This window comes from Aeromonas bestiarum, from assembly GCF_000819745.1.
Classification (GTDB): Bacteria; Pseudomonadota; Gammaproteobacteria; order Enterobacterales; family Aeromonadaceae; genus Aeromonas; species Aeromonas bestiarum.
In genome coordinates, this window is record NZ_CDDA01000030.1 from 139,569 (window position 1) to 160,369 (window position 20,801).

A 20,801-nucleotide genomic window follows, 5' to 3' on the forward strand; every position below is an offset into this window, starting at 1 on the left:
TCCATGCAATTTTATGATGTCTTTCGTTTGCCGACAGCAAACCCTCAGTAAGTATGGGTAACAAAAAGCGGCCTCACAGGAATGTTTTTATCGACATATTTCAATGTGTTAATAACATTGTGGCTATACTGGCACCCTTTATGACATGACGAGGAAGTTGAACATGAGCGAACCCACCGAGTTCTTTGACGAACAGACCCTGCTGGAGATGGTCGACAACCAGCTGATCGATGGTCACCCGTTGCAGGTCAAGGCGACCCTGATGCGGCTGGTGATGAAGGGCACCCCACGGGAAGAGGCGCTGCAATACATCGCCTGTGCCCTCGGCGCCGAACTGATGGCGATGGAAGCGGAACAGGGTCCCTTCAACCTCGAGCGTTACGCCCAGTTTCTGGACTCCCTGCCCGAGATGCCCTGGGCCGAATAAACGCGCTTGCCAGCCGATTGCGGCCCTGCCGCAGGCCTGGCCCCGTTAGGCAAGCCGCACCGCCAGCCATTATCATTACTGCCATTGCACATGAGGGGAGCAAGGCTATGCGCTGGCAGAATCGCCGTGAGAGCAACAATGTTGAAGACAGGCGCCAACAGGGCGGCGGCGGTGGGCTTCCCATCGGCGGCAAGGGTCGCCTGATCCTGCTGGTGGTGGTCATGGTGGCCGGCTACTACGGGGTGGATCTCTCCCCCCTGCTCAACGAGCCGACGACCCAGAGCCAGCCCAAGCGTCAGGAGGTGTCTCAGCCGGCCAAGGATCCCCTGGCCAAGTTCACCTCGGTGATGCTGGCCTCCACCGAAGATGCCTGGGGCGAGATCTTCCAGCAGAGCGGCAACCCCTATCAGGCCCCCAAGCTGGTGCTCTATCGCGGCGCAACCCGCACCGGCTGCGGTCAGGGCCAGTCGGTGATGGGTCCCTTCTACTGCCCGGCGGATCGCACCGTCTACATAGACCTCTCCTTCTATCAGGAGATGCGTGACAAGCTGGGAGCCGACGGCGACTTCGCCCAGGGCTATGTGGTGGCGCACGAGGTGGGTCACCACGTGCAGAACCTGCTCGGCATAGAGCGCAAGATGCGCCAGCAACAGCAGGGGCTGAGCCGCGCCGAGCAGAACAAGCTGTCGGTCAAACTCGAATTGCAGGCCGACTGCTTCGCCGGTGTCTGGGGCCACTACATGGAGCGGGAGCAGGTGCTGGAGCACGGCGATCTGGAAGAGGCGCTCAATGCCGCCCAGGCCATAGGTGACGACCGCCTGCAACAGCAGAGCCAGGGCCGGGTGATCCCGGACAGCTTCACCCACGGCAGCTCGGCCCAGCGTTACGCCTGGTTCAAACGCGGCTTTGACAGCGGCAAACCCGCCAGCTGCAATACCTTCGCCGCCCGCTAGACGCCAGGAAAAAAGGGCCGGCTCCTGACAGGAGCCGGCCCTTTTGCCCACCGCAAGACGGCGATCAGAACTGGGAGTCGACTATCACCTCTTCCCCCAAAGCGCCAGCCAGCGGCAGCGGCCGATAGGTGGAGTTGGCTGCCCGCAGCAGGCGTATGCCGCGCACACCCACGGCCTGCGCCGCCTTGATATCCCCGTCCGCATCGCCGTAGAAGATCTTCATCTGTTTATCCTTGAGCCACTGCACCTTGGTGTTCTGACCCGGTTGATCGCCGGCGAAGATCACCGGATTGAGCCGATCGGCCGGGATCCCCATGGTCTGCTGCAGCGTCTGGCTCACCGTTTCGGTCTTGGTGGCCGAACGGCCGGTGACGAAATAGATGTGATCGCCGCGCTTGAGGTGCATGGCGATCAGCGCCTTGCCCACCTCTTTCGGCACACTGAACGCATCCCAGCCGTTGTTCATCTTCTCCCAGAAGGCGGGATTCTTGAGGTAGCTCTCGTCGTTGGGCGAGAACTCCTGCTTGCCGCGATAGAAACCCGGGCTGGAGAAGAGCAGGGTGTCGTCGATGTCGAAGCCCACCGCCGTCGGCGGCAGGCCATCCAGACTGGCGGCAATCTGCACCACCGACACCCAGTGAATGGGCGCCTGCTGGGCCAGAGTCACAGTCGTGACACCGGTCGGGCTGGTCACGGCCTGATCGGCCAGGGCGGGCAGGCTGAGGGTTGCTGCGAACAGGGAGGCTAGCAGGGCAAGACGGGGGAAAGCGGGCATGGTAGGACTCGTGACGTGAATAAAACAGGGTGCCAATCCTGCCCCATGCTGTCGACCGAAACCGTGAAACCGGCCACAAAACGGAACCAGGTGACTCGCGCCAACCGGCGTTTTCCACGCGGGATAAACGCCAGGCGCCGCGTGAATGTGGCCTCACCCGAGCGATCGTCGCATCTGATCGCCACCAGCCCCTTTTGACCCTTAATTCAGGCCTAAAGAGCCCGAGTGAGCTATAACTGCTTAACACCCTTTATTGATATCAACATCAACGACATTCTCTCACTGGAGATGCCATGGACGCACACACCTCTGCCCATTCCCCCAAGACCGGCTCAGCAGCATCCCATCACCAAGCCCAGATGGACGCCATCGACAAGATGCTGGCGCGGCTCGAACTCTCCCCCGACGGGCAGATCCTGGACGCCAACCCGCGCTTCCTCGCCCTCATGAGCTATTCGCTGGACGAACTCAAGGGTCAACACCACGAGGTGCTGCTCTCACGGGATGAGGCGCAATCCCCATCCTATACCGCCTTCTGGGAGGCACTGCGCAGCGGTCAGCCACAGGAGGGAGAGTTCCACCGGCTGGACAAGCAGGGGCGGGATGTGTGGACCCTGGGCACCTGCAGCCCGATGCTGGATGCACAGGGCAAGCTGATCCGGATCATCGAATACGCCATGGATCTGACCGAACAAAAGCAGCTCAACGCCAACTTCGAGGGCCAGATCAATGCCCTGAGCCGGGTCATGGGCAAGGTGGAGTTTTCCCTGGATGGCACCATTCTGGATGCCAACTCGCGCTTTCTCGACATAGTGGGCTATCAGCTGGAGGAGCTGAAGGGTCAGCACCACAGGTTGCTGGTCGACCCGGATTACGCCCAGTCGCCCGATTATCGCGCCTTCTGGGAGACATTGCGCCGCGGCGAGTACCTGGCCGGCGAGTTCTGCCGGCTCGGCAAGCAGGGCGAGGAGGTCTGGATCCAGGGCTCCTACAATCCGGTGCTGGATCTGAACGGCAAGCCCAGCAAGATCGTCAAGTTTGCCACCGACATCACGGCCCAGGTGGAGCAGCACCGTCAGCTCAAACGGGCTATGGAGGAGGCGGAAGAGGCCGCCAGGGTGCGCGAGGAGCTGCACAAGTCGCTGCAGGAGATGTCGACCCCGGTCACCCCCATCTGGGACGGCATTCTGCTGCTGCCGCTGGTGGGGATCATAGACTCCATGCGTACCGCCGATGTGATGAACAAGTCGCTCATCAAGATTGCCGAGACCCGGGCCCGGGTCTTCGTGCTGGACATAGCCGGCGTCGCCACCGTGGATACCGGGGTCGCCAACCAGTTGATCAAGATCACCAAGGCGACCCAGTTCATGGGGTGCGAGGCCATCATCTCAGGGGTCTCTCCCGCCATCGCCCGCACCATGGTTGAGCTGGGGGTCTCGGTCGGCGATATCCGCACCACGGCGACCCTGAGGGATGCCTTCGAAATTGCCCTCAAGCGGGTCGGATCCACCCTCTAGGAGCCGACCATGACCATGCAGCTCAACAACGATCTGGGCATAGCCAATGTGGCTGACTGCGTCGTGGTCAGCATGCGTCCCGATCTCGGTGACGACGGCATGCAACTGCTGATGCAGACCCTCTCCCAGCGACTGGTACAGGGCCGTCAGCGCGCCGTGCTGCTCGACTTCTCCGGCGTCATGCTGCTCGATCACCACGAATTCAGACAGGTGTGCAAGCTGGCCGACGTGTGCCGCCTGCTCGGCGCCATCTGCCTGCTGGTCGGGTTGAATGCAGGGATCGCCGCCTTTCTGGCGCTGGCCGAGGCGCAGCCGGGACAGCTGCGCTGCTTCATCGACATGGACGATGCCTTCGCCCATGTCAATCGCCTCAAGGCCGAGGAGTAAATCCCATGCAACTGGAACAGACAGCGCAGGAAGCCAGGTATCCGTTGCGCCACGACATCGACCTGCACCTGACGGTGATGGCGGTGCGTCGTCTCCCCTTCATCGCCAGCCTGTCCGAGGTGGACCGCGCCATGCTCTCCACCGTGGTCTCCGAGCTTGGCAGCAATATCCTGAAATACGCCACGAAGGGGGAGATCACCCTGGCTCTCCATCACCCCAAGGGACGCCCCTGCATCGACATCATCGCCCGTGACAAGGGGCCCGGCATCCCGGACGTGCACCAGGCCATGCAGGATCACTACAGCACCTCGGGCACGCTTGGGCTGGGGCTGCCCGGCGTGCGGCGCATGATGTCCGAACTCACCATCAGCACCCCGCCCGAGGGGGGCACCCTGGTACAGGCCCGCAAGTGGCTCGGGGCGGCACCCTCGATGGCCCGCGTCACCCTGCCCACTCAGGTGTCGAACCCCCGCACGCTGACACTGGAGTGGGCCAGCGAGAACCGGCCCTGCTATCCGGAGCGGGTCTCGGGCGACTTGGCCTTTATCCGTCCTGGCCCCGACGGGGTCTCGTTGGTGCTGATCGATGTGAGCGGCCACGGTGCCTCGGCCAACAAGCTGGTGCAGATCCTCGAGGAGGCGCTGCACAACAGCCAGGAGCAGGAGCCTGCCCGTCTGCTGCAACTGCTCCACCAGCACTGCATCGGCACCCGGGGAGCCGCCGCCGGCGTGGCGCTGATCAATGGCGAACGCGGCGAGCTGAGCTATGCCGGCATCGGCAATACCCGCATCTGCCTGCGTGGCCACGAGCCCTGGCGCGGCATCTCCCGCGATGGCGTGCTGGGGGAGCGTTTCCCTACCCCCTTGCTGCAACGTCAACCCATAGTGCCGGGGGATGTGGTGATGCTCTACTCGGATGGCATCAGCGAATCACTCAACCTGCGCGACGGCGCACTGGAACTGGGGGCGGATCCCGCCACCCTGGCTCGCCAGGTCATAGCTCACAGCGGCCGCAGCACGGACGATGCGAGCTGCATAATATTGCGGGTGCAACCGGAGGAGGAAGGCTAGATGCAACAGCTGATAGGTGACATCCGGCTCTCTGGCCCGGCGGCGGCCCTCACCGCCAGACGCAAGGTAATTCAGGTTCTCACCTGCATCGACAAGAGCCCCACCTTCGTGGCCCCGCTGGCGGGGGCCACCTCGGAGCTGGTGCGCCAGCTGGCGGCGACGACCGGCTGGTTGCAACTACGGCTGTGGCTGGAGAGCAAGACGCAGGAGCTCTGGCTCTCTCTGGCCGCCGATGAACCGCTGCAACCCGGTTCCTCTGGCGCCTCTCATGGCACCATACGGCTGGTATCTCACTCGGACAGTGCCATCGCCCTGGTCTGCCACCTGCCCCACTGGCCGGATGACGGCATGCTGCAACAGATGCAGCAGCAGTTCGCCGAGCCGACCCGGGAAGAGCTGTTCGCCGTGATGCAGACCAAGAATCAGGAACTGGAACAAGCCTATGAACTGGCGGAGAGCGCGACCCGGGCCAAGAGCGACTTTCTCGCCAACATGAGCCACGAGATCCGCACTCCCATGAACGCCATCCTCGGCATGGCCCACCTCGCCCTGCAAACCCGGCTCGACCCGCAGCAGTTCGACTACGTGGGCAAGATCCAGCGCTCCGCCCAGCACCTGCTCGGCATCATCAACGACATCCTCGACTTCTCCAAGATCGAGGCTGGCAAGCTGGATCTGGAGCGGATCGAATTCGATCTCGACCATGTACTGGAAAACCTGGCGACCCTGGTGGGCGAGAAGGCCGAAGCCAAGGGCATAGAGTTGCTGTTCGAGGTCGACCACCAGCTCGATACCCTGCTCTATGGCGATCCGCTGCGCCTCGGCCAGATCCTGATCAACTACGCCAACAACGCGGTCAAGTTCACCGAGCAGGGCGAGATCCTGGTCAAGGTCAGCTGCCTGGAGAAGCTGCCGCAGGAGGTGCTGCTGCACTGCTCGGTGCAGGACACGGGGATCGGCATGAACCAGGAACAGCAGCAGCGGCTGTTCCAGTCCTTCCAGCAGGCGGACAGCTCCACCACCCGCAAGTACGGCGGCACCGGCCTCGGACTCGCCATTTCCCGCAAACTGGCTGGGCTGATGGGAGGCGAGGTAGGGGTGCAGAGCGAACCGGGCCAGGGCAGCACCTTCTGGTTTACCGCCCGCCTTGGCCGGGGCAGGTACAGATCCCGCTACCTGCCCAGCCTGGATCTGCGCGGCCGCCGCATGTTGGTAACCGACGACAGCGCCAGCTCCCGCACCATACTGGCCGCCCTGCTGAGCAGCATGAGCTTCGTAGTGGACACAGCAGAGTCTGGCCAGCAGGCGCTGCAGATGATCGCCAGCGCCGAGCAGGAGGGGAGACCCTATGAGGTGGTGCTGCTGGATTGGCACATGCCGGGGCTGGATGGCATAGAAACGGGTCGCCGCCTCATCGCCCGCGGCTTCACCCAACGCCCCTACCGGGTCATGGTGACGGGTTACGGACGGGAGGAGGTGTTTCGCGAGGCGGAGGCCGCCGGATTTGACCGGGTACTGGTCAAGCCGGTGTGCGCCTCAGTGCTGTTTGATACCGTCATAGGTCTGTTTGGCCAGCAAGCCACGCCGGTCGCCTTCAAGTCACAACAACCGGCCCACAGCTACCGCTTCGACGGGCTCACCATACTGCTGGCGGAAGATAACGAGCTGAACCAGCAGGTGGCGCGGGAGCTGCTGCGAGCGGTCGGGGCCAAGGTCGACATAGCCGCCAATGGCGCCATCGCCCTGAAAATGGCGGAGCAAGCGCACTACGACCTGATCCTGATGGACATGCAGATGCCGGTGATGGACGGGCTGGCCGCTACCCGGCTACTGCGCCTGCAGGAGCGCGAGGGGCATCACATCCCGATCCTGGCGATGACGGCCAACGTCATGGCCGGCGATCGGGAGCGCTGCCTGGAGGCTGGCATGGATGACCACATCGCCAAACCCATAGATCCCGACAAGCTTTATGCCGCCCTGCAGCGCTGGGCGACCTCCTTCAGCCATGAAACCGGGGGGCGGATCAAGTCCTCGGTGACCCAGCGCGAGGAGCCCTTGCAGGCGCAGTTGCAGGCGCTCGGGTTCAAGGCAGAGACAGCACTGCAGCGCCTGATGCACAACTGGGAGTGGTATCGGGACCTGCTGCGCCGCTTCGCCCAGCAGGGCGCTCAACCCATGCAGCATCTGATCGCCGCCCTGCAGAACAACGATAGCGAAGAGGCGCATCGGCAAGCCCATACTCTCAAGGGCATAGCCGCCACCCTGGGCGCCGACCCGCTACGGGACATAGCGGCCCGACTGGAGAGTGCCATCGCCCGGGGAGACGATACCAGCAGCCTGTTACCCCTGGCCGAGCAGGGGTTGCAGATGCAGCAACAACTGACCGATGGCTTGCTCCCCCTGCTGCCCCCCCAGGCCTCCCCGGCTCGGCCCGAGCTGCCGCAACCGGACATAGCGTCCGTGCTGACACGGCTGACCCAGTTGCTGCTGGAGGATGATGCCGAGGCCTTCATCCTGTTCCAGCACCATCAGGCCAGGCTCGCCCCCTTGTTGGAGGAGGCCGCACCGGCCATGGCCAACGCCATGACCCGGTTCCGCTTCACCGACGCATTGGCACATCTGCAACAAGTCCGGGCCCTCAAGCCCGATCTGTTCAACCAAGAGTGAGGGCACCATCATGCTCAATTTGCTGGATCCCGACACCAAACCCACCCTGCTGGTGGTCGATGACACACCGGAGAATCTCTCCCTGCTCAGCGCCTTGCTGAGCCCTCACTATAGAGTCAAGGTGGCCATCAGCGGCCGGCGGGCGCTGGAGATACTGTCGGCCGGCACCCGGGTGGATCTGATCCTGCTCGATGTGGTGATGCCCCTGATGGATGGTTACCAGGTGATGCAGGCGCTGCAGGAGATGCCACAGACGCGGGACATTCCAGTGATCTTCCTGACCGCCAAGGTGGAGGAGAGCGCGGAGGCACACGGGCTGGCGCTGGGCGCTGTGGACTATATCCACAAGCCGATCACCCCCGCCATCGTGCTGGCCCGCGTCAGAAACCATCTGGAGCTGAAAGCCGCGCGGGACCTGCTGCACGACCAGAACGCCTATCTGGAGCAGGAGGTGGAACGGCGCACCCGGGAGAACGAGCTGATCCAGAACATCACCATCCACTCCCTTGCCTCTCTGGCCGAGACCCGCGACAACGAGACCGGCAACCACATACTGCGCACCCAGCACTACGTGAAGCTGCTGGCGGAGACCCTGTGCGATCACCCCCGCTTTCGCGCCGAGCTGACCCCCAAGACCATAGAACTGCTGTTCAAGTCGGCGCCCCTGCACGACATCGGCAAGGTCGGCGTGCCGGACCGGATCCTGCTAAAACCCGGCAAGCTGGATGCAGACGAATTTGCTCAGATGAAGCATCACTCCATCCTCGGCAAGGAGGCCATAGTCCATGCCGAGGAGGCGCTGGGGGTGGAGGTCGAGTTTCTGCGCCTGGCCAAGGAGATCGCCTGTTACCACCATGAGAAGTGGGATGGCACCGGCTACCCCTATGGCCTGATGGGGGACGAGATCCCCCTCTCGGCCAGGCTGATGGCGCTGGCGGATGTGTACGATGCCTTGATCAGCAAGCGCTGCTACAAGGCCGCCATGTCCCACGATGAGGTGGTTCCCATCATATTGGCGGGGCGCAGCAGCCACTTCGATCCCGACATCACGGATACCTTCGCCCGCATCCACTCGCAGTTTCACGATATAGCCTTGCGCTACAACGACGACAAGGGCGAGCGGGAGACCAATACCGACTAGACGATGGGGAGGTCGGCAGGCAGCAGGTCGGTGAAAACGAAGCCGTCCCGTAGCACAGTCTCCCCGACCCGTATGGCCAGCGGCCGGTGGAACATGGGGCCGTCCCAGGCCAGGGTATGAAACTCGCCATTCTCGCCACACGGGTCCACCCCGGCTGGCAGGGCCGCCAGCAAGGCGGGATCAAACTCGTGGCCGCCCAGGCTGGCATCCAGCTTTTTCGGATCCAGGGCGCTGATCCTGGCTTTCAGGCCGGCCGCCATCATCTGCTGCGCCAGCTTGGCCGTGTCGCTGCCCCACAGCGGAAACAGTGGCTCAATGCCCGTTCCCAGCAGCTGTTTCTCCCGATAGACGCGCACATCCTCGAGAAAGAGATCGCCAAACGCCATCTGGTGGATCCCCTCTGCCACCACGCCCGCGATGAAGTCGGTCATGATGCGGGCGTAATCCTCATTGGTGCAGGGCCAGGGCAGATCGATGGCGGTCAGCGGCAAGCCAACGCACTCGGCCTGCTGCATCAGCAACTGCTTGCGCACCCCGTGCATGGCCACCCGCTCGAAGGCCTGATTGAGGGAGGTAAACAGACCCACCACCTCGATGGCCGGATCCTGCCGCAATGTGTGCAGCGCCCAGGCGCTGTCCTTGCCGCTGCTCCAGGAGAGCAACACCTTGGTTTTCTTCATGATTTCTCCAGCTGTCTTGTACCCGAAAACTGGTTGAGTACCCGGGTATAGTTGTAGTCATTTGCCCCGGGAGCAGGCTCCTGGATATGGGCCCGGTTCCCCGCCTCGCTGCACCAAAAAGCTGCAAGACAGTGTTGCGAATTGTGCGATTTACATACCGGGATGCAAAAGCATACCCTCGGTAATGAGCGTCTCCCCTGAAAGGATGGGGAACAATAACTAAAAAAGCGATGGGAAACATAAGGATATGACGACAGTCACGCAAGCTTACGACCACAGCCGCCCCCTCAACCGACAGGATTACAAGACACTGAGCCTGGCAGCCCTCGGCGGAGCCCTCGAATTCTACGACTTTATCATCTTCGTCTTCTTCGCCGTGGTGATCGGCGAGCTCTTCTTCCCGGCCGATATTCCCGAGTGGCTGCGCCAGTTCCAGACCTTCGGCATCTTCGCCGCAGGCTATCTGGCTCGCCCCCTTGGCGGCATCATCATGGCCCATTTTGGCGATCTCATCGGCCGCAAGCGGATGTTTACCCTGAGCATACTGCTGATGGCGCTACCCACCCTGATGATCGGCCTCTTGCCCACCTATGCGGTACTGGGCATAGGTGCACCGCTGGCCCTGCTGGGTTTGCGCATCCTGCAAGGAGCCGCCATCGGTGGTGAAGTACCGGGCGCCTGGGTGTTCGTGGCGGAGCATGTACCCGCCCGCCGGGTCGGCGTCGCCTGCGGCACCCTCACCGCGGGATTGACGGCCGGCATACTGCTTGGCTCCCTGGTGGCCACCGCCATCAACCGCGGCATGAGCCCGGCCGAGGTGAGCGACTGGGGTTGGCGTCTGGCCTTCGTACTCGGCGGAGCATTCGGCATAGTCGCCATGTACCTTCGCCGCTGGCTGCACGAGACCCCTGTCTTCGCCGAGATGCAGGCCAACAAGGCGCTGGCGGAAGAGCTGCCGCTCAAGACTGTGCTGCGCAACCACAAGGGCAGCGTGCTGATCTCCATGCTGCTGACCTGGTTGCTCTCCGCCGGCATAGTCGTGGTGATCCTGATGACCCCCACCTACCTGCAGAAGGTTCATGGCATCAGCCCCGCCGATGCCCTGACCGCCAACTCCCTGGCTATCCTGGCCCTGACCCTGGGCTGCATCTTCTATGGCCGGCTGATCGATGCCCTCGGCAGCGGTCCCACCTTCATGCTGGGCTCCCTGTTGCTGGCCGGTGCCAGCTACGCCTTCTACCACGGCCTGGCGGCTGGCATGGATCAGCTGATCCCGCTCTACATGCTGGCGGGCTTCGCGGTCGGGATCGTCGGCGCCGTGCCCTACGTCATGGTCAACGCCTTCCCGGCAGTGGTGCGTTTCTCCGGGCTGTCGTTCTCCTACAACGTGGCCTACGCCATCTTCGGCGGCCTGACGCCCATGCTGGTGACCCTGTGGATGAAAAACGACGTGCTGGCCCCCTCCCACTATGTGGTGAGCCTGTCGGCACTGGGCTTTGCCATCGGCCTGCTGCTCTGGCTGCAACAGCGCAGCCAACGGCAGGCTGCGCCGCAAATCGCCTGACCCCTCGCAAGCCCCGCTGAAATCGGGGCTTTTTTCATATGGCTGGTGTTCAGCCCAGCCGACATAAGATAGCCTCCCTCTCGGGCCTGTCGACGGCCCGGGACACTCCTCCACTCTAGTCATCCGAGGTTCATGATGTTCTTTCAGGTCGTATTTCTCGCCTTGCTTGCCCTGCTGCCCATGGTCAATCCACCCACCACGGCCACCCTGCTGCTGGGGCTGAGCAAGGGCATGTCCCGTGAGCACGTGCGCCGCCAGATCAATCTGGCCGCCATCTATCTGTTCTGCACCCTCTGTGTCAGCTTCTTCATCGGCTCCTCCATCCTGGATCTGTTCGGGATCTCCATTCCCGGCCTGCGCCTGGCCGGCGGTCTCATCATCGCCTTCATCGGCTTTCGCATGCTGTTCCCGGCCCCCAGCCAGGCGGCCGGGGTCGATATCAACCAGAGCATCGCCTTCGTGCCGCTGACCATGCCCAGCATGTGCGGGCCGGGCACCATGGCGCTGGTGATCAGCGGCGCCGCCCAGATAGCCGAGCTGCCCGACGAGTACAACCGCTTCACCATCTATGCCGCCATGGTCACCGCCTTCGCCCTGATGAGCGCACTCAGCTGGGGCGTGCTCAAGCTGGCGGATCCTGTCTGCAAGATCCTCGGTGCCACCGGTATAGATGCCATGACCCGGATCATGGGCTTCCTGCTGGTGTGCATGGGCATGCAGTTCTGCATCAACGGCATCAAGGAAGTGGCACAGGATCCCGTGTTCCACGGCGCCACTGCGGCACAAACGGCACCTGCATTGCCACATGTATCCGGTGCACTCGAACAATTGGAAGAGGCCCGCCAGCCCTGACTGAAAACGGTGTCATAACCGCCGACAATCGTCACTGATCTTGCGCCTGATCATGTTGCTGACACATAAATGAGATAGTGTGTTTTTTGTACAGACTCGATTCAGAGTGTGCTTGATAGGTTTGTGGGTGGAGACACCCACTCACTGCAGGAGATGTGCAAATGGAAAAGATGCTGACCGAGATTGGAAGCTACAGCCTGTTTCATGAATATCTGAATGTGGTCGGTGCAGCCAGCCCCGCCCTGGCCAGGATAAAAACACGGTGGGAATACAAACAGAGCGATCGTCTGGTTGCCCAGATCAGGGTCGATCCACAAGGCAATGCGCGCTTCTACATAGACGCCAGAGCCATATCGGTCAACTGACCCAGTCACCCTATCCACCAGCCCCGGCCATGTGCCGGGGCTTTTTGTTGTCCGGCACCCGATACGCTGATGAGGCACGCGCTTGCAGCCGGCCTTCCTCTCCTTGATACCCAGCAGCCAGAGACTCATTCAAGAAGGAATATTAAAACCAAATAATTATTTTATTTTGGAATAATTAATTATGCGATATTGATCTCATAACTGAAATCAAAAATCGATGAACATAGCCACCATCAAGAAGAGGACTCTTCGCAGGGACAAGCGACCCGCTGACACAGAGGAAATGATGACTATAGATTTATCCAGCATGATCACCGAAACCCGCAATCCGGCCAGTAACGGGATCGACCGTCTGCCGACTCTGGCAATGCTCAGGGTGATCAATCAAGAAGATCAACAGGTTGCTCTCGCCGTTGACCAGATCCTGCCCGAGATAGCCAGAGCGGTCGACGCTATCACAGCCGCCTTCCAGCAGGGTGGTCGCTTGGTGTATGTAGGTGCCGGCACTTCTGGCCGGCTGGGCATTCTGGATGCAAGCGAGTGTCCGCCCACTTATGGTGTCTCACCCGAGCTAGTTGTCGGCCTGATCGCCGGGGGCCACAAAGCCATCTTGCAAGCGGTCGAGAATGCCGAAGATGACCGGGAGCTCGGCGCCCAGGATCTGCAGCGGATCGATTTCTCGGCCAACGACGTGCTGGTCGGCATCGCCGCCAGCGGACGCACCCCCTACGTCCTGGGTGCCATGGCCCACGCCCGTACTCTTGGCGCCACAGTGTGCAGCATCAGCTGCAACCCCGGCAGCCCCCTCGCCCGGGAAGCAGACATCAGCATGGTGGCCGTAGTCGGCCCCGAGATCGTGACCGGCTCTTCTCGCATGAAGGCAGGCACGGCGCAGAAGCTGATCCTCAACATGCTGTCCACCGGTGCCATGATCCGTACCGGCAAGGTATACGGCAACCTGATGGTGGACGTGGAAGCGACCAACGCCAAGCTGATCGAGCGCCAGAAGCGCATAGTGATGGAAGCGACAGAATGCGATCGTGCCACCGCCGAGACTGCGCTGGTGGCGGCCGACAGTCACTGCAAGACAGCCATCGTCATGATACTTGCCGGCCTGGGTGCCGATGCTGCCCGCCAGAAGCTGCAGCAGCAAGGTGGATTCATCAGCCCATGCGGTGCCTGAACATCCCTGGCCAGGGATGGCTCCGGTTTTAAATAAACACATAACAATAACGAGCAGACGCCCTTTTTATTTGGCAAGTCACCCTCCACACAAATTCAGAGACTGACTGGGAAGGATATGGCAAAAATAACTGACACCATGATTGGACAAATTATTCAGGCCATTGGCGGCCGTAATAATATTGCCAATTGCGGCCATTGTATGACCCGACTGAGACTTGGCCTGACGAATAACCAATATGCCGATCACGATGCCATCAAGCGCATTGCCGGCGTACTGGGCGTTATCGTCAGCGATAAGCAGTTTCAGATCGTTCTGGGGCCAGGCAAGGCGCAAACTGCCTGCGAGATGATGAGCGACATGTTGGCCAACACTGCGGACAACGGCCCGGATTCCAGCGAGCTGAAGGATGTGGCCGCCGCCAAGAAGCAGGAGCTCAAGCAGAAGCAAACCAGCGTGGCCCATCGCTTTCTGGCCAAGTTTGCCACCATCTTCACCCCGCTCATCCCCGGTTTCATCGCCGCCGGCCTGTTGCTCGGGGTAGCCACCCTGCTGGAGCAAACCTATATGCTGGAAGGCCAGCAGACCGGCTCCATGATGGCGGAAGTGATCAGCTACATGAAGCTGTTCAGCAAGGGATTGTTTAGCTTCCTCAGCATCCTCATCGGCTACAACGCCCAGAAGGCGTTCGGTGGATCCGGGGTCAATGGCGCCATCCTAGCCTCCCTGTTCGTGATGGGTTATGACCCCCAGGCAACCAGCGGCGTCTATTCAGGGATCAGCGACTTCTTCGGCCACCAGATAGATCCGCGCGGCAATATCATAGGGGTACTGATCGCCTGTATTCTGGGGGCCTCAGTGGAGCGTCAGGTACGCCGCTTCATCCCTGACAGTCTGGACATGATCCTCACCTCCTGCATCACCCTGCTGTTCATGGGCGTGATCACCTTCCTGCTGATCATGCCGATCGGCGTCCAGCTCTACAACGGCATGTCCTGGCTCTTCATCAACCTCAACGGCAACCCGATCGGCACAGCTATCCTGGCCGGCCTGTTCCTGCTCTCTGTGATGTTCGGCATTCACCAGGGGTTCGTGCCCGTCTACTTCGCGCTGATGGATGCGCAGGGGTTCAACTCCCTGTTCCCCATACTGGCACTGGCTGGGGCCGGCCAGGTGGGCGCCGCACTCGCGCTCTACAGCCGGGCTGGCAAGGACTCCCTGCTGCGCACCCAGGTGAAGGGCACCATAATCCCCGGCATTCTGGGGGTCGGTGAGCCGCTGATCTATGGCGTCACCCTGCCGAGAGTCAAACCCTTCATCACCGCCTGTCTGGGTGGTGCACTGGGCGGCTTCTTCGTCGGTCTAGTGGCTTACATGGGCCTGCCGGTCGGTCTCAATACCGTGTTCGGTCCCTCCGGTATAGTGGCCCTGCCGCTGATGACCTCCGCCCAGGGGATCTTCCCCGGCATGATGGTCTATGCCGCCGGTCTCGCCATCGCCTACTTCGGTGGCTACCTCTTCACCCTGATGTTCGGCTGCAAAGACGTCGATTTGAGCTGATCCCCGATTTACTGCCAAGACCACGGGTTCCGATTCATCGGAACCCGTCAAAAACATACCTGAAATCTGCTCGTCGGATTATTTAAGGAATAATTATCCCATGAAAAAATATATTCTGGCCTCGTCCATTCCCGCCCTTATTTTTTGTGCGACCAGTCATGCTGCCGTTATTTATCAGGCCGATGACGGCTCCAACGTAGACCTGTATGGTCGACTCGGATTCAATATTTCAGACAAGAAGAGCGGCAATAACCAAGGCGACTTCGATGGCCGCATCGGTTTTACCGCCAGCCAGACCGTCAATGATTCCGTCTCCGTGATTGGCATGGCGCAATATCAAGTAAACGCCGCCGAATATGCCAATAACGTGCAGAAGAACAGCAGCGACCTCACCGCCCGCTATGTCTGGGCCGGTATCGATGCTGGCCAGTATGGCAAGCTGACCGGTGGCCGGGTCTCCTCCGGTCTCATCATGTTTACCGACATAGGTGACGTGTTTGCCGCCTCCGACGTCGCCATGGCCCGTCAGGCCAGCAAGATAGACGCCACAGCAGTGCAGGTGTTCCGGCAGGATGGCACCCTGCAGTATCAGAACAGTCTGGGCAATCTGGACTTCTCCCTCGGCTATATCCTGGGCAATGGCACCTCGGATCTCGATTACGGCTACAACGCCGCCCTGCGCTACACCATCGACATGGGGGCTGCGGGTCGGCTGGTACCCGTACTGGCCTATCAGCAGAGTCAAGCCGCCCAGAGTGATGCCAGCATGGTCAGCGAAGATGCCGACCAGTATCGCTTCACCGGTGTCGGCAGCCGTTATTACCTTGGCAAGCTGATGCTGGGGGCGCTCTATGCCAGGGATCAGGTGAGCTATCGCCACGGTCTGGCTGACAGTGAAGACAAGGTATGGGAGCTGACTGCCGTCTATGACATCGATCCCAAGTGGAGTCTTCGCGCCGGTTACCGCCACCTGGACAACGAAGGAGGTGATGGCATGGCGCTGCGCGACACCACGCTAGAGGTGCAGTACAAGCTCACGCCTAGATCCTCCCTCTACAGCGCCTATGTCTTCCGTGATGGCGAGGATGGCCTGCAGGGCAATACACGCACCAGTTTTGGGGGCAGCAGCAACAGCGATGACTTCTATCATCTGGGGCTGAGATACGAATTCTGATCCTGCCAAAGGGGCTGGCCCGTGCCGGCCCCGTCACCGAGGAACCATGTCCATGATAAAACCCATCCGAACCCTGCTGCTGGCGACACTGACCCTGAGCCAGGGCGCCTGGGCTACGACTCTGACCCTCGCCGATAATCTGGCACTGCTGGCAACCCAGATGGCTAGCCCCACCACCTTTGAGCAGACCTTACCCCTGCCAGAGAGCGACACCCACCTGCTGGTGCGCTTCGACAGCCCGCGAGATCCTCGTTCTGCCAACGAGAGCCAGGGCAGGATCACCTCTTCCCCCTTGCTGCTGACTCTGAACGGCAAGGAACGGGGACAATTGCGACTGAGCACGCCCCCGCTCGACACGCCACAGGCGGTGCGTGACTTCGCCCGCACCCCACGCCTGTTGCTGCAAGATGAGCAGGGCCAACCTGTGCCCTTCACTCTGCGCCCGCTCAAAGGCGGTACCCTGTTTACCGACTATCAGGCCCTGCTCGCGACCGAACTGGCGCCACAGCCCTCATGGTCGGCGAGACCTGCTGCGCCGGTCACCGCCAGCCAGCTGCCGGCAGGTGCCCTCAACCAAGAACAAGCCGATAAACTGCTGCGCACCCTCTATCAGCAGGCGGACGGCGAGCGCCGCAAGTCCTTCATGCGCTGGGCGCTGGATCTGTAGAGCCGGGAACGACTATCGACCCGAATGCCGGAAACGAAAAGGGGAGCCGAGGCTCCCCTTTTGTCACTCCTTGTTGAGCCGGTCGATGGCGCCCCGGGTGCCATCGATCAGGGCCCAGGCCTGCTCATCACGCCGTTGTACCAGCCCCAGGAAGAGGATATCCGTGATGGTGTTCTGAGCCGTGCGCGACGAGATGGAAGAGATGCGCAGTTCGTTCTCCTCAGCGACCGTATCCAGCACCAGATCCGCCATCTGTCGTAACGGTGTGCTGCGAAACGAGGTGACCGCGATCAGGGTCGCACCATTGCGTTTGGCCAGCTCGGCCGCCGCCAGCACATCCCGGCTGGAGCCGGAGTAGGAAACCACCAGTTGCACATCGCCCGGCCCCAGCGTCTGGGCGATGGAGATCTGCACATGGCTATCCTGGGCAAACAGGGTCGTCACCCCGATCTTGAGCAACTTGTACCAGAGATCCTTGGCGGTCAATGCCGAGCCGCCTATCCCCACCAGTTGCACTCGCCCCGCCTGATTGATGGCATCAAGCACCCGCTCCAGCGTCCCGTTATCGATCGCCTGGGTCGTCTCTATGATGGAGTTGATCTTCTCCTGTGCCAGCTTCTTGGCCATGGTCTCCAGATCGTCGTCCCGACCTATGCCGTTGTAGAGATCACCGATATTGTCAGTCTTGATGGCATGTTTGCGACCCAGATCCTCGCTGACTGCCAATTTGAAGGCGGTGAAGCCCTTGAACCCTATCTTCTGGGTGAACTTCACTATGCTCGACTGGCTCACATCGGCCTGCAGGGCCAGCTCCTGCGAGGAGAAGTGGGTCACCTGCTCCGGGCTAGCCAGGATGTAATCAGCGATCTTGAGCTCGCTGGGGGAGAGCTGACTCCTGATATTGGATATTTTTGACAGGGTAAGCATGGGTTCTCTCTGTTCTTGTTTTGCCGAAAACCTTACTGGGTGCCACCCACTGTGAGCTGGTCCAGCTTGAGGGTGGGCTGGCCGACCCCGACTGGAATGCTCTGCCCCTCCTTGCCGCAGACGCCGACCCCGCGATCGAGCGCCAGATCCCGACCCACCATGGAGACCTGGCTCATGGCCTCGGGGCCGTTGCCGATCAGGGTCGCGCCCTTGATGGGGGTCGTTATCTTGCCATCCTCGATGAGGTAGGCCTCGGAGGCGGAAAAGACGAACTTGCCGGAGGTGATATCCACCTGACCGCCGCCGAAGTTGGGGGCATAGATGCCCTTCTTCACCGAGGCGATGATCTCCGCCGGATCATACTGACCCGCCAGCATGTAGGTGTTGGTCATGCGCGGCATCGGCAGGGCGGCGTAGGATTCGCGGCGACCGTTGCCGGTGAGCGGCACGCCCATCAGGCGGGCGTTCTGCTTGTCTTGCAGATAGCCTTTCAGGATCCCGTTTTCGATCAAGACGTTGTAGCCGCCCGGCGTCCCCTCGTCATCTATGCTGACGGAGCCGCGCCGACCCGGCAGGGTGCCGTCATCGACTATGGTGCAGTGTTTGGAGGCGACCTGCTCGCCGATGCGACCGGCGAAGGCGGACGAGCCCTTGCGGTTGAAGTCCCCCTCCAGACCATGGCCCACGGCTTCGTGCAGCAGCACGCCGGGCCAGCCGGCACCGAGCACCACCGGCATGGTGCCAGCCGGGGCGTCTATGGCCTCGAGGTTGACCAGCGCCTGACGCACCGCCTCGCGCACATAGCCGAAGGCCCGGCTCTCCAGCCCGTCCAGCTCCAGGAAATAGTCATAACCACAGCGACCACCGCCACCCGCGCTGCCGCGCTCGCGGCGATCCCCCTTCTCGGCGATCACTGTCACCGACAAACGTACCAGCGGGCGCACGTCGGCGGCGAGCGTGCCGTCGGTGGCGGCCACCAGTATCTCTTCATAGACGCCGCTGATGGAGGCCATCACCTGATTGATCGCGGGATCCAGGCTGCGGGCAAACTTGTCCATCTGCTCCAGCAGGGCGATCTTTTGGTGCTTGTCGAGGGTCTGCAGGGGATCCATGGCCGGATAGAGCAGGTTGGCCTCCGTGCGGGCCCAGGCCTTCACCTTGCCCTGGGCACCGGCGGCGGCTATGCCACGGGCAGCGGTAACCGACTGTTGCAGCGCCAGCAGGCTCAGCTCATCGGAATAGGCGAAGCCCGTCTTCTCGCCACTGACGGCGCGGACCCCGACCCCCTGGTCGATGTTGTAGCTGCCATCCTTGACGATGCCGTCTTCCAGCATCCAGGACTCGTGCCAGCTGCGCTGGAAATAGAGGTCGCCGAACTCCACCTGATGGCTCATCAGGCTGCCGAGCAGCTGCTGCAGGCGGCCTTCATCTAGGTCGTTCGGGGCCAACAATGAGGCACTAACCTGGCTCAATAGACTCAATCTTCTTCTCCACTCTCGTAACGAGATGTTTTAACCGTTTGTCGACTCGCAGGGTCGATTGGCCGCATGGCGGCATCATCGAATGGCTGCGAATCCAATTGCATAGGGTCTGCATCACGGCCGATCAGGCTTTGCCCAATCGACCCGACAACAGCCGGACCCGGCTTAGTAGCGGTCAGCGGCTGCGTTTCAATAATTGTTCATCACGCCATCAGAGCAGACGGGCGTGGCTCAGCACCGGCATAGTGCGCTTCAATTCATCGACAAGCCTGGCATCCATCTGTGCCAGCACTGTGGCGCGGCCCGTTGGCTGGCAGGCCAGCACCCGGCCCCAGGGGTCGATCACCATGCTGTGGCCCCAGGTCTGACGCCCCGTCTCGTGGGTACCGCCCTGATTGGCGGCCACCACATAGCACTGATTCTCGATGGCGCGGGCCCGCAGCAGCGGTTCCCAGTGCGCCTCGCCGGTCACGGCGGTAAAGGCGGCAGGCACCAGCAGCACGCGGGCTCCGGCCCTGGCCAGCTGGCGGTAAAGCTCGGGAAAGCGCAGATCATAACAGATAGAGAGGCCGAGGGGACCAAAGGGGGAGTCCACCAGCACAGGCTGGCTCCCCGGGCTGAAGGTCTCCGACTCCCGGTAGCGACCCTGATTGTCGGCCACGTCCACATCGAACAGGTGGATCTTGTGGTAGTGCCCCTTGAGCTCGCCACTCGGGTCAAACACCAGCGAGCTGGTATGGATATGCTCCGAACCTGCGCTGGTGGTCGGCATGGCCCCCGCCACCAGCCAGATGCCGTAGTCGCGGGCCCACTCGGCCAGCTGTTGCTGGATCGGCGCTGCTCCGCCCAGATCGGGGCCTATGGTCTCAGCCCCGTCCAGATAGCCCTGCCGCTCGCCAAACAGGGCGAAGTTCTCCGGCAGCAGCACCAGCAGTGGCCGCTCACTCGGCAGCAGGGCCAGCTCGGCGGCGATCTGCTCCCGGTTATCCTGCCAGCAACGGCCGGACACCAGCTGTATTGCGGCTAACCACATGACTCTCTCCTTGTCGCTCTGGCCGTCAGACAGTGACAGCATCCCCCGCTTGCAGGGTGTAATCCAGCACTATGATGCGTTCCAGCACGGGACGAAAGAGCGCCTTGAGGGCGTCGTGATCCGGGTGGGGCAGATAGCGCTGGCGGGCGGCCTCGTCGGCGAAGGTCATCAGCACGCTGTGGGTAAAACCCTCGGCACGCCCCTCCGGACTGTCATTTTGGCCCCACTCCACGGCCAGCACGCCACTGACCTGATGGGGGATGGCGAGAAAGGCCGCCCTGACGGCCGCGATAGCGTCGGGACTGGCCTCACCCTTGAAGGTGATCAGCAGAATATGTCGGATCATGGCTCACTCCTTGTGATGGCAATACCCGCCAC

Annotated in this window: 20 protein-coding genes; 14 read left to right on the forward strand and 6 right to left on the reverse strand. The window is 61.7% G+C overall.

The features are described from left to right. Positions 1–163: 163 nt before the first annotated feature. Together BN1118_RS15730 and ypfJ are read left to right on the forward strand one after the other, a co-directional pair. Positions 164–427 carry a hypothetical protein gene (locus BN1118_RS15730; RefSeq protein WP_043134924.1) on the forward strand — a complete coding sequence of 88 codons (264 nt, stop codon included), beginning with the start codon at positions 164–166 and terminating at the stop codon, positions 425–427. A 107-nt stretch (positions 428–534) separates the two neighbouring features. Continuing rightward, a complete protein-coding gene (gene ypfJ / locus BN1118_RS15735) occupies positions 535–1,380 on the forward strand; it encodes a KPN_02809 family neutral zinc metallopeptidase (RefSeq protein WP_043556999.1) in 846 nt (281 codons plus the stop codon). A 64-nt stretch (positions 1,381–1,444) separates the two neighbouring features. Here the strand turns inward: ypfJ and aphA are convergent, their stop codons facing one another. Next, positions 1,445–2,155 (reverse strand): acid phosphatase AphA, encoded by a 711-nt coding sequence (gene aphA / locus BN1118_RS15740; protein ID WP_043557000.1) that lies wholly within the window; start codon positions 2,153–2,155, stop codon positions 1,445–1,447. Positions 2,156–2,448: 293 nt separating this feature from the next. Here aphA and BN1118_RS15745 point away from each other — a divergent pair, with 293 nt between their 5' ends. The 5 genes from BN1118_RS15745 to BN1118_RS15765 are packed head-to-tail and all read left to right on the forward strand — an operon-like array spanning position 2,449 to position 8,937. After that, positions 2,449–3,672 (forward strand): PAS domain-containing protein, encoded by a 1,224-nt coding sequence (locus BN1118_RS15745; protein WP_043557001.1) that lies wholly within the window; start codon positions 2,449–2,451, stop codon positions 3,670–3,672. Between the two features lie 15 nt (positions 3,673–3,687). Further along, complete coding sequence (locus tag BN1118_RS15750) at positions 3,688–4,059, forward strand: STAS domain-containing protein (protein WP_098984970.1); 372 nt, start codon at positions 3,688–3,690, stop codon at positions 4,057–4,059. Between the two features lie 5 nt (positions 4,060–4,064). Then, positions 4,065–5,129: an ATP-binding SpoIIE family protein phosphatase gene (locus tag BN1118_RS15755; protein WP_043134917.1), complete on the forward strand. Its 1,065-nt coding sequence runs from the start codon at positions 4,065–4,067 to the stop codon at positions 5,127–5,129. Further along, positions 5,130–7,796, forward strand: a complete 2,667-nt coding sequence (locus BN1118_RS15760; protein ID WP_043557002.1) for a response regulator — start codon at positions 5,130–5,132, stop codon at positions 7,794–7,796. It abuts the gene before it with no gap. Between the two features lie 10 nt (positions 7,797–7,806). Continuing rightward, the gene (locus tag BN1118_RS15765; protein WP_043134915.1) at positions 7,807–8,937 is read left to right on the forward strand and encodes an HD-GYP domain-containing protein; all 1,131 of its coding nucleotides are present in this window, start codon (positions 7,807–7,809) and stop codon (positions 8,935–8,937) included. On the opposite strand, the gene BN1118_RS15770 is transcribed toward BN1118_RS15765, so the two are convergent. Next, on the reverse strand, positions 8,934–9,617 hold the full coding sequence (locus tag BN1118_RS15770) for a Dph6-related ATP pyrophosphatase (protein WP_043557003.1): 684 nt from the start codon (positions 9,615–9,617) through the stop codon (positions 8,934–8,936). The genes BN1118_RS15765 and BN1118_RS15770 overlap by 4 nt on opposite strands. A gap of 247 nt (positions 9,618–9,864) precedes the next feature. On the opposite strand from BN1118_RS15770, the gene BN1118_RS15775 reads away from it, so the two are divergent. From BN1118_RS15775 to BN1118_RS15805, 7 genes are all read left to right on the forward strand, one after another. Further along, positions 9,865–11,181 carry an MFS transporter gene (locus tag BN1118_RS15775; RefSeq protein WP_043557005.1) on the forward strand — a complete coding sequence of 439 codons (1,317 nt, stop codon included), beginning with the start codon at positions 9,865–9,867 and terminating at the stop codon, positions 11,179–11,181. A gap of 135 nt (positions 11,182–11,316) precedes the next feature. Beyond that, positions 11,317–12,033, forward strand: coding sequence for a MarC family NAAT transporter (locus tag BN1118_RS15780; protein ID WP_043139769.1), 717 nt, complete (start codon positions 11,317–11,319; stop codon positions 12,031–12,033). 161 nt (positions 12,034–12,194) lie between these two features. Next, the gene (locus BN1118_RS15785) at positions 12,195–12,398 is read left to right on the forward strand and encodes a hypothetical protein (protein ID WP_042868639.1); all 204 of its coding nucleotides are present in this window, start codon (positions 12,195–12,197) and stop codon (positions 12,396–12,398) included. Between the two features lie 286 nt (positions 12,399–12,684). Next, positions 12,685–13,581, forward strand: coding sequence for an N-acetylmuramic acid 6-phosphate etherase (gene murQ, locus BN1118_RS15790; RefSeq protein ID WP_043557070.1), 897 nt, complete (start codon positions 12,685–12,687; stop codon positions 13,579–13,581). A gap of 117 nt (positions 13,582–13,698) precedes the next feature. After that, on the forward strand, positions 13,699–15,141 hold the full coding sequence (murP, locus tag BN1118_RS15795; RefSeq protein ID WP_043557007.1) for a PTS N-acetylmuramic acid transporter subunit IIBC: 1,443 nt from the start codon (positions 13,699–13,701) through the stop codon (positions 15,139–15,141). Positions 15,142–15,241: 100 nt separating this feature from the next. Continuing rightward, positions 15,242–16,315, forward strand: a complete 1,074-nt coding sequence (locus tag BN1118_RS15800) for a porin (protein ID WP_043557009.1) — start codon at positions 15,242–15,244, stop codon at positions 16,313–16,315. A 52-nt stretch (positions 16,316–16,367) separates the two neighbouring features. Beyond that, a complete protein-coding gene (locus BN1118_RS15805) occupies positions 16,368–16,982 on the forward strand; it encodes a DUF2057 family protein (protein ID WP_043557011.1) in 615 nt (204 codons plus the stop codon). Between the two features lie 63 nt (positions 16,983–17,045). On the opposite strand, the gene BN1118_RS15810 is transcribed toward BN1118_RS15805, so the two are convergent. The 4 genes from BN1118_RS15810 to BN1118_RS15825 form a co-directional block, all read right to left on the reverse strand. After that, positions 17,046–17,909 (reverse strand): SIS domain-containing protein, encoded by an 864-nt coding sequence (locus tag BN1118_RS15810; protein ID WP_043557013.1) that lies wholly within the window; start codon positions 17,907–17,909, stop codon positions 17,046–17,048. A gap of 32 nt (positions 17,910–17,941) precedes the next feature. Further along, on the reverse strand, positions 17,942–19,390 hold the full coding sequence (gene tldD / locus BN1118_RS15815; RefSeq protein WP_043557014.1) for a metalloprotease TldD: 1,449 nt from the start codon (positions 19,388–19,390) through the stop codon (positions 17,942–17,944). Between the two features lie 211 nt (positions 19,391–19,601). After that, positions 19,602–20,423 carry a carbon-nitrogen hydrolase family protein gene (locus BN1118_RS15820; protein WP_043557015.1) on the reverse strand — a complete coding sequence of 274 codons (822 nt, stop codon included), beginning with the start codon at positions 20,421–20,423 and terminating at the stop codon, positions 19,602–19,604. Positions 20,424–20,448: 25 nt separating this feature from the next. Continuing rightward, positions 20,449–20,769 carry a Dabb family protein gene (locus tag BN1118_RS15825; RefSeq protein WP_043557016.1) on the reverse strand — a complete coding sequence of 107 codons (321 nt, stop codon included), beginning with the start codon at positions 20,767–20,769 and terminating at the stop codon, positions 20,449–20,451. Between the last annotated feature and the right edge of the window lie 32 nt (positions 20,770–20,801).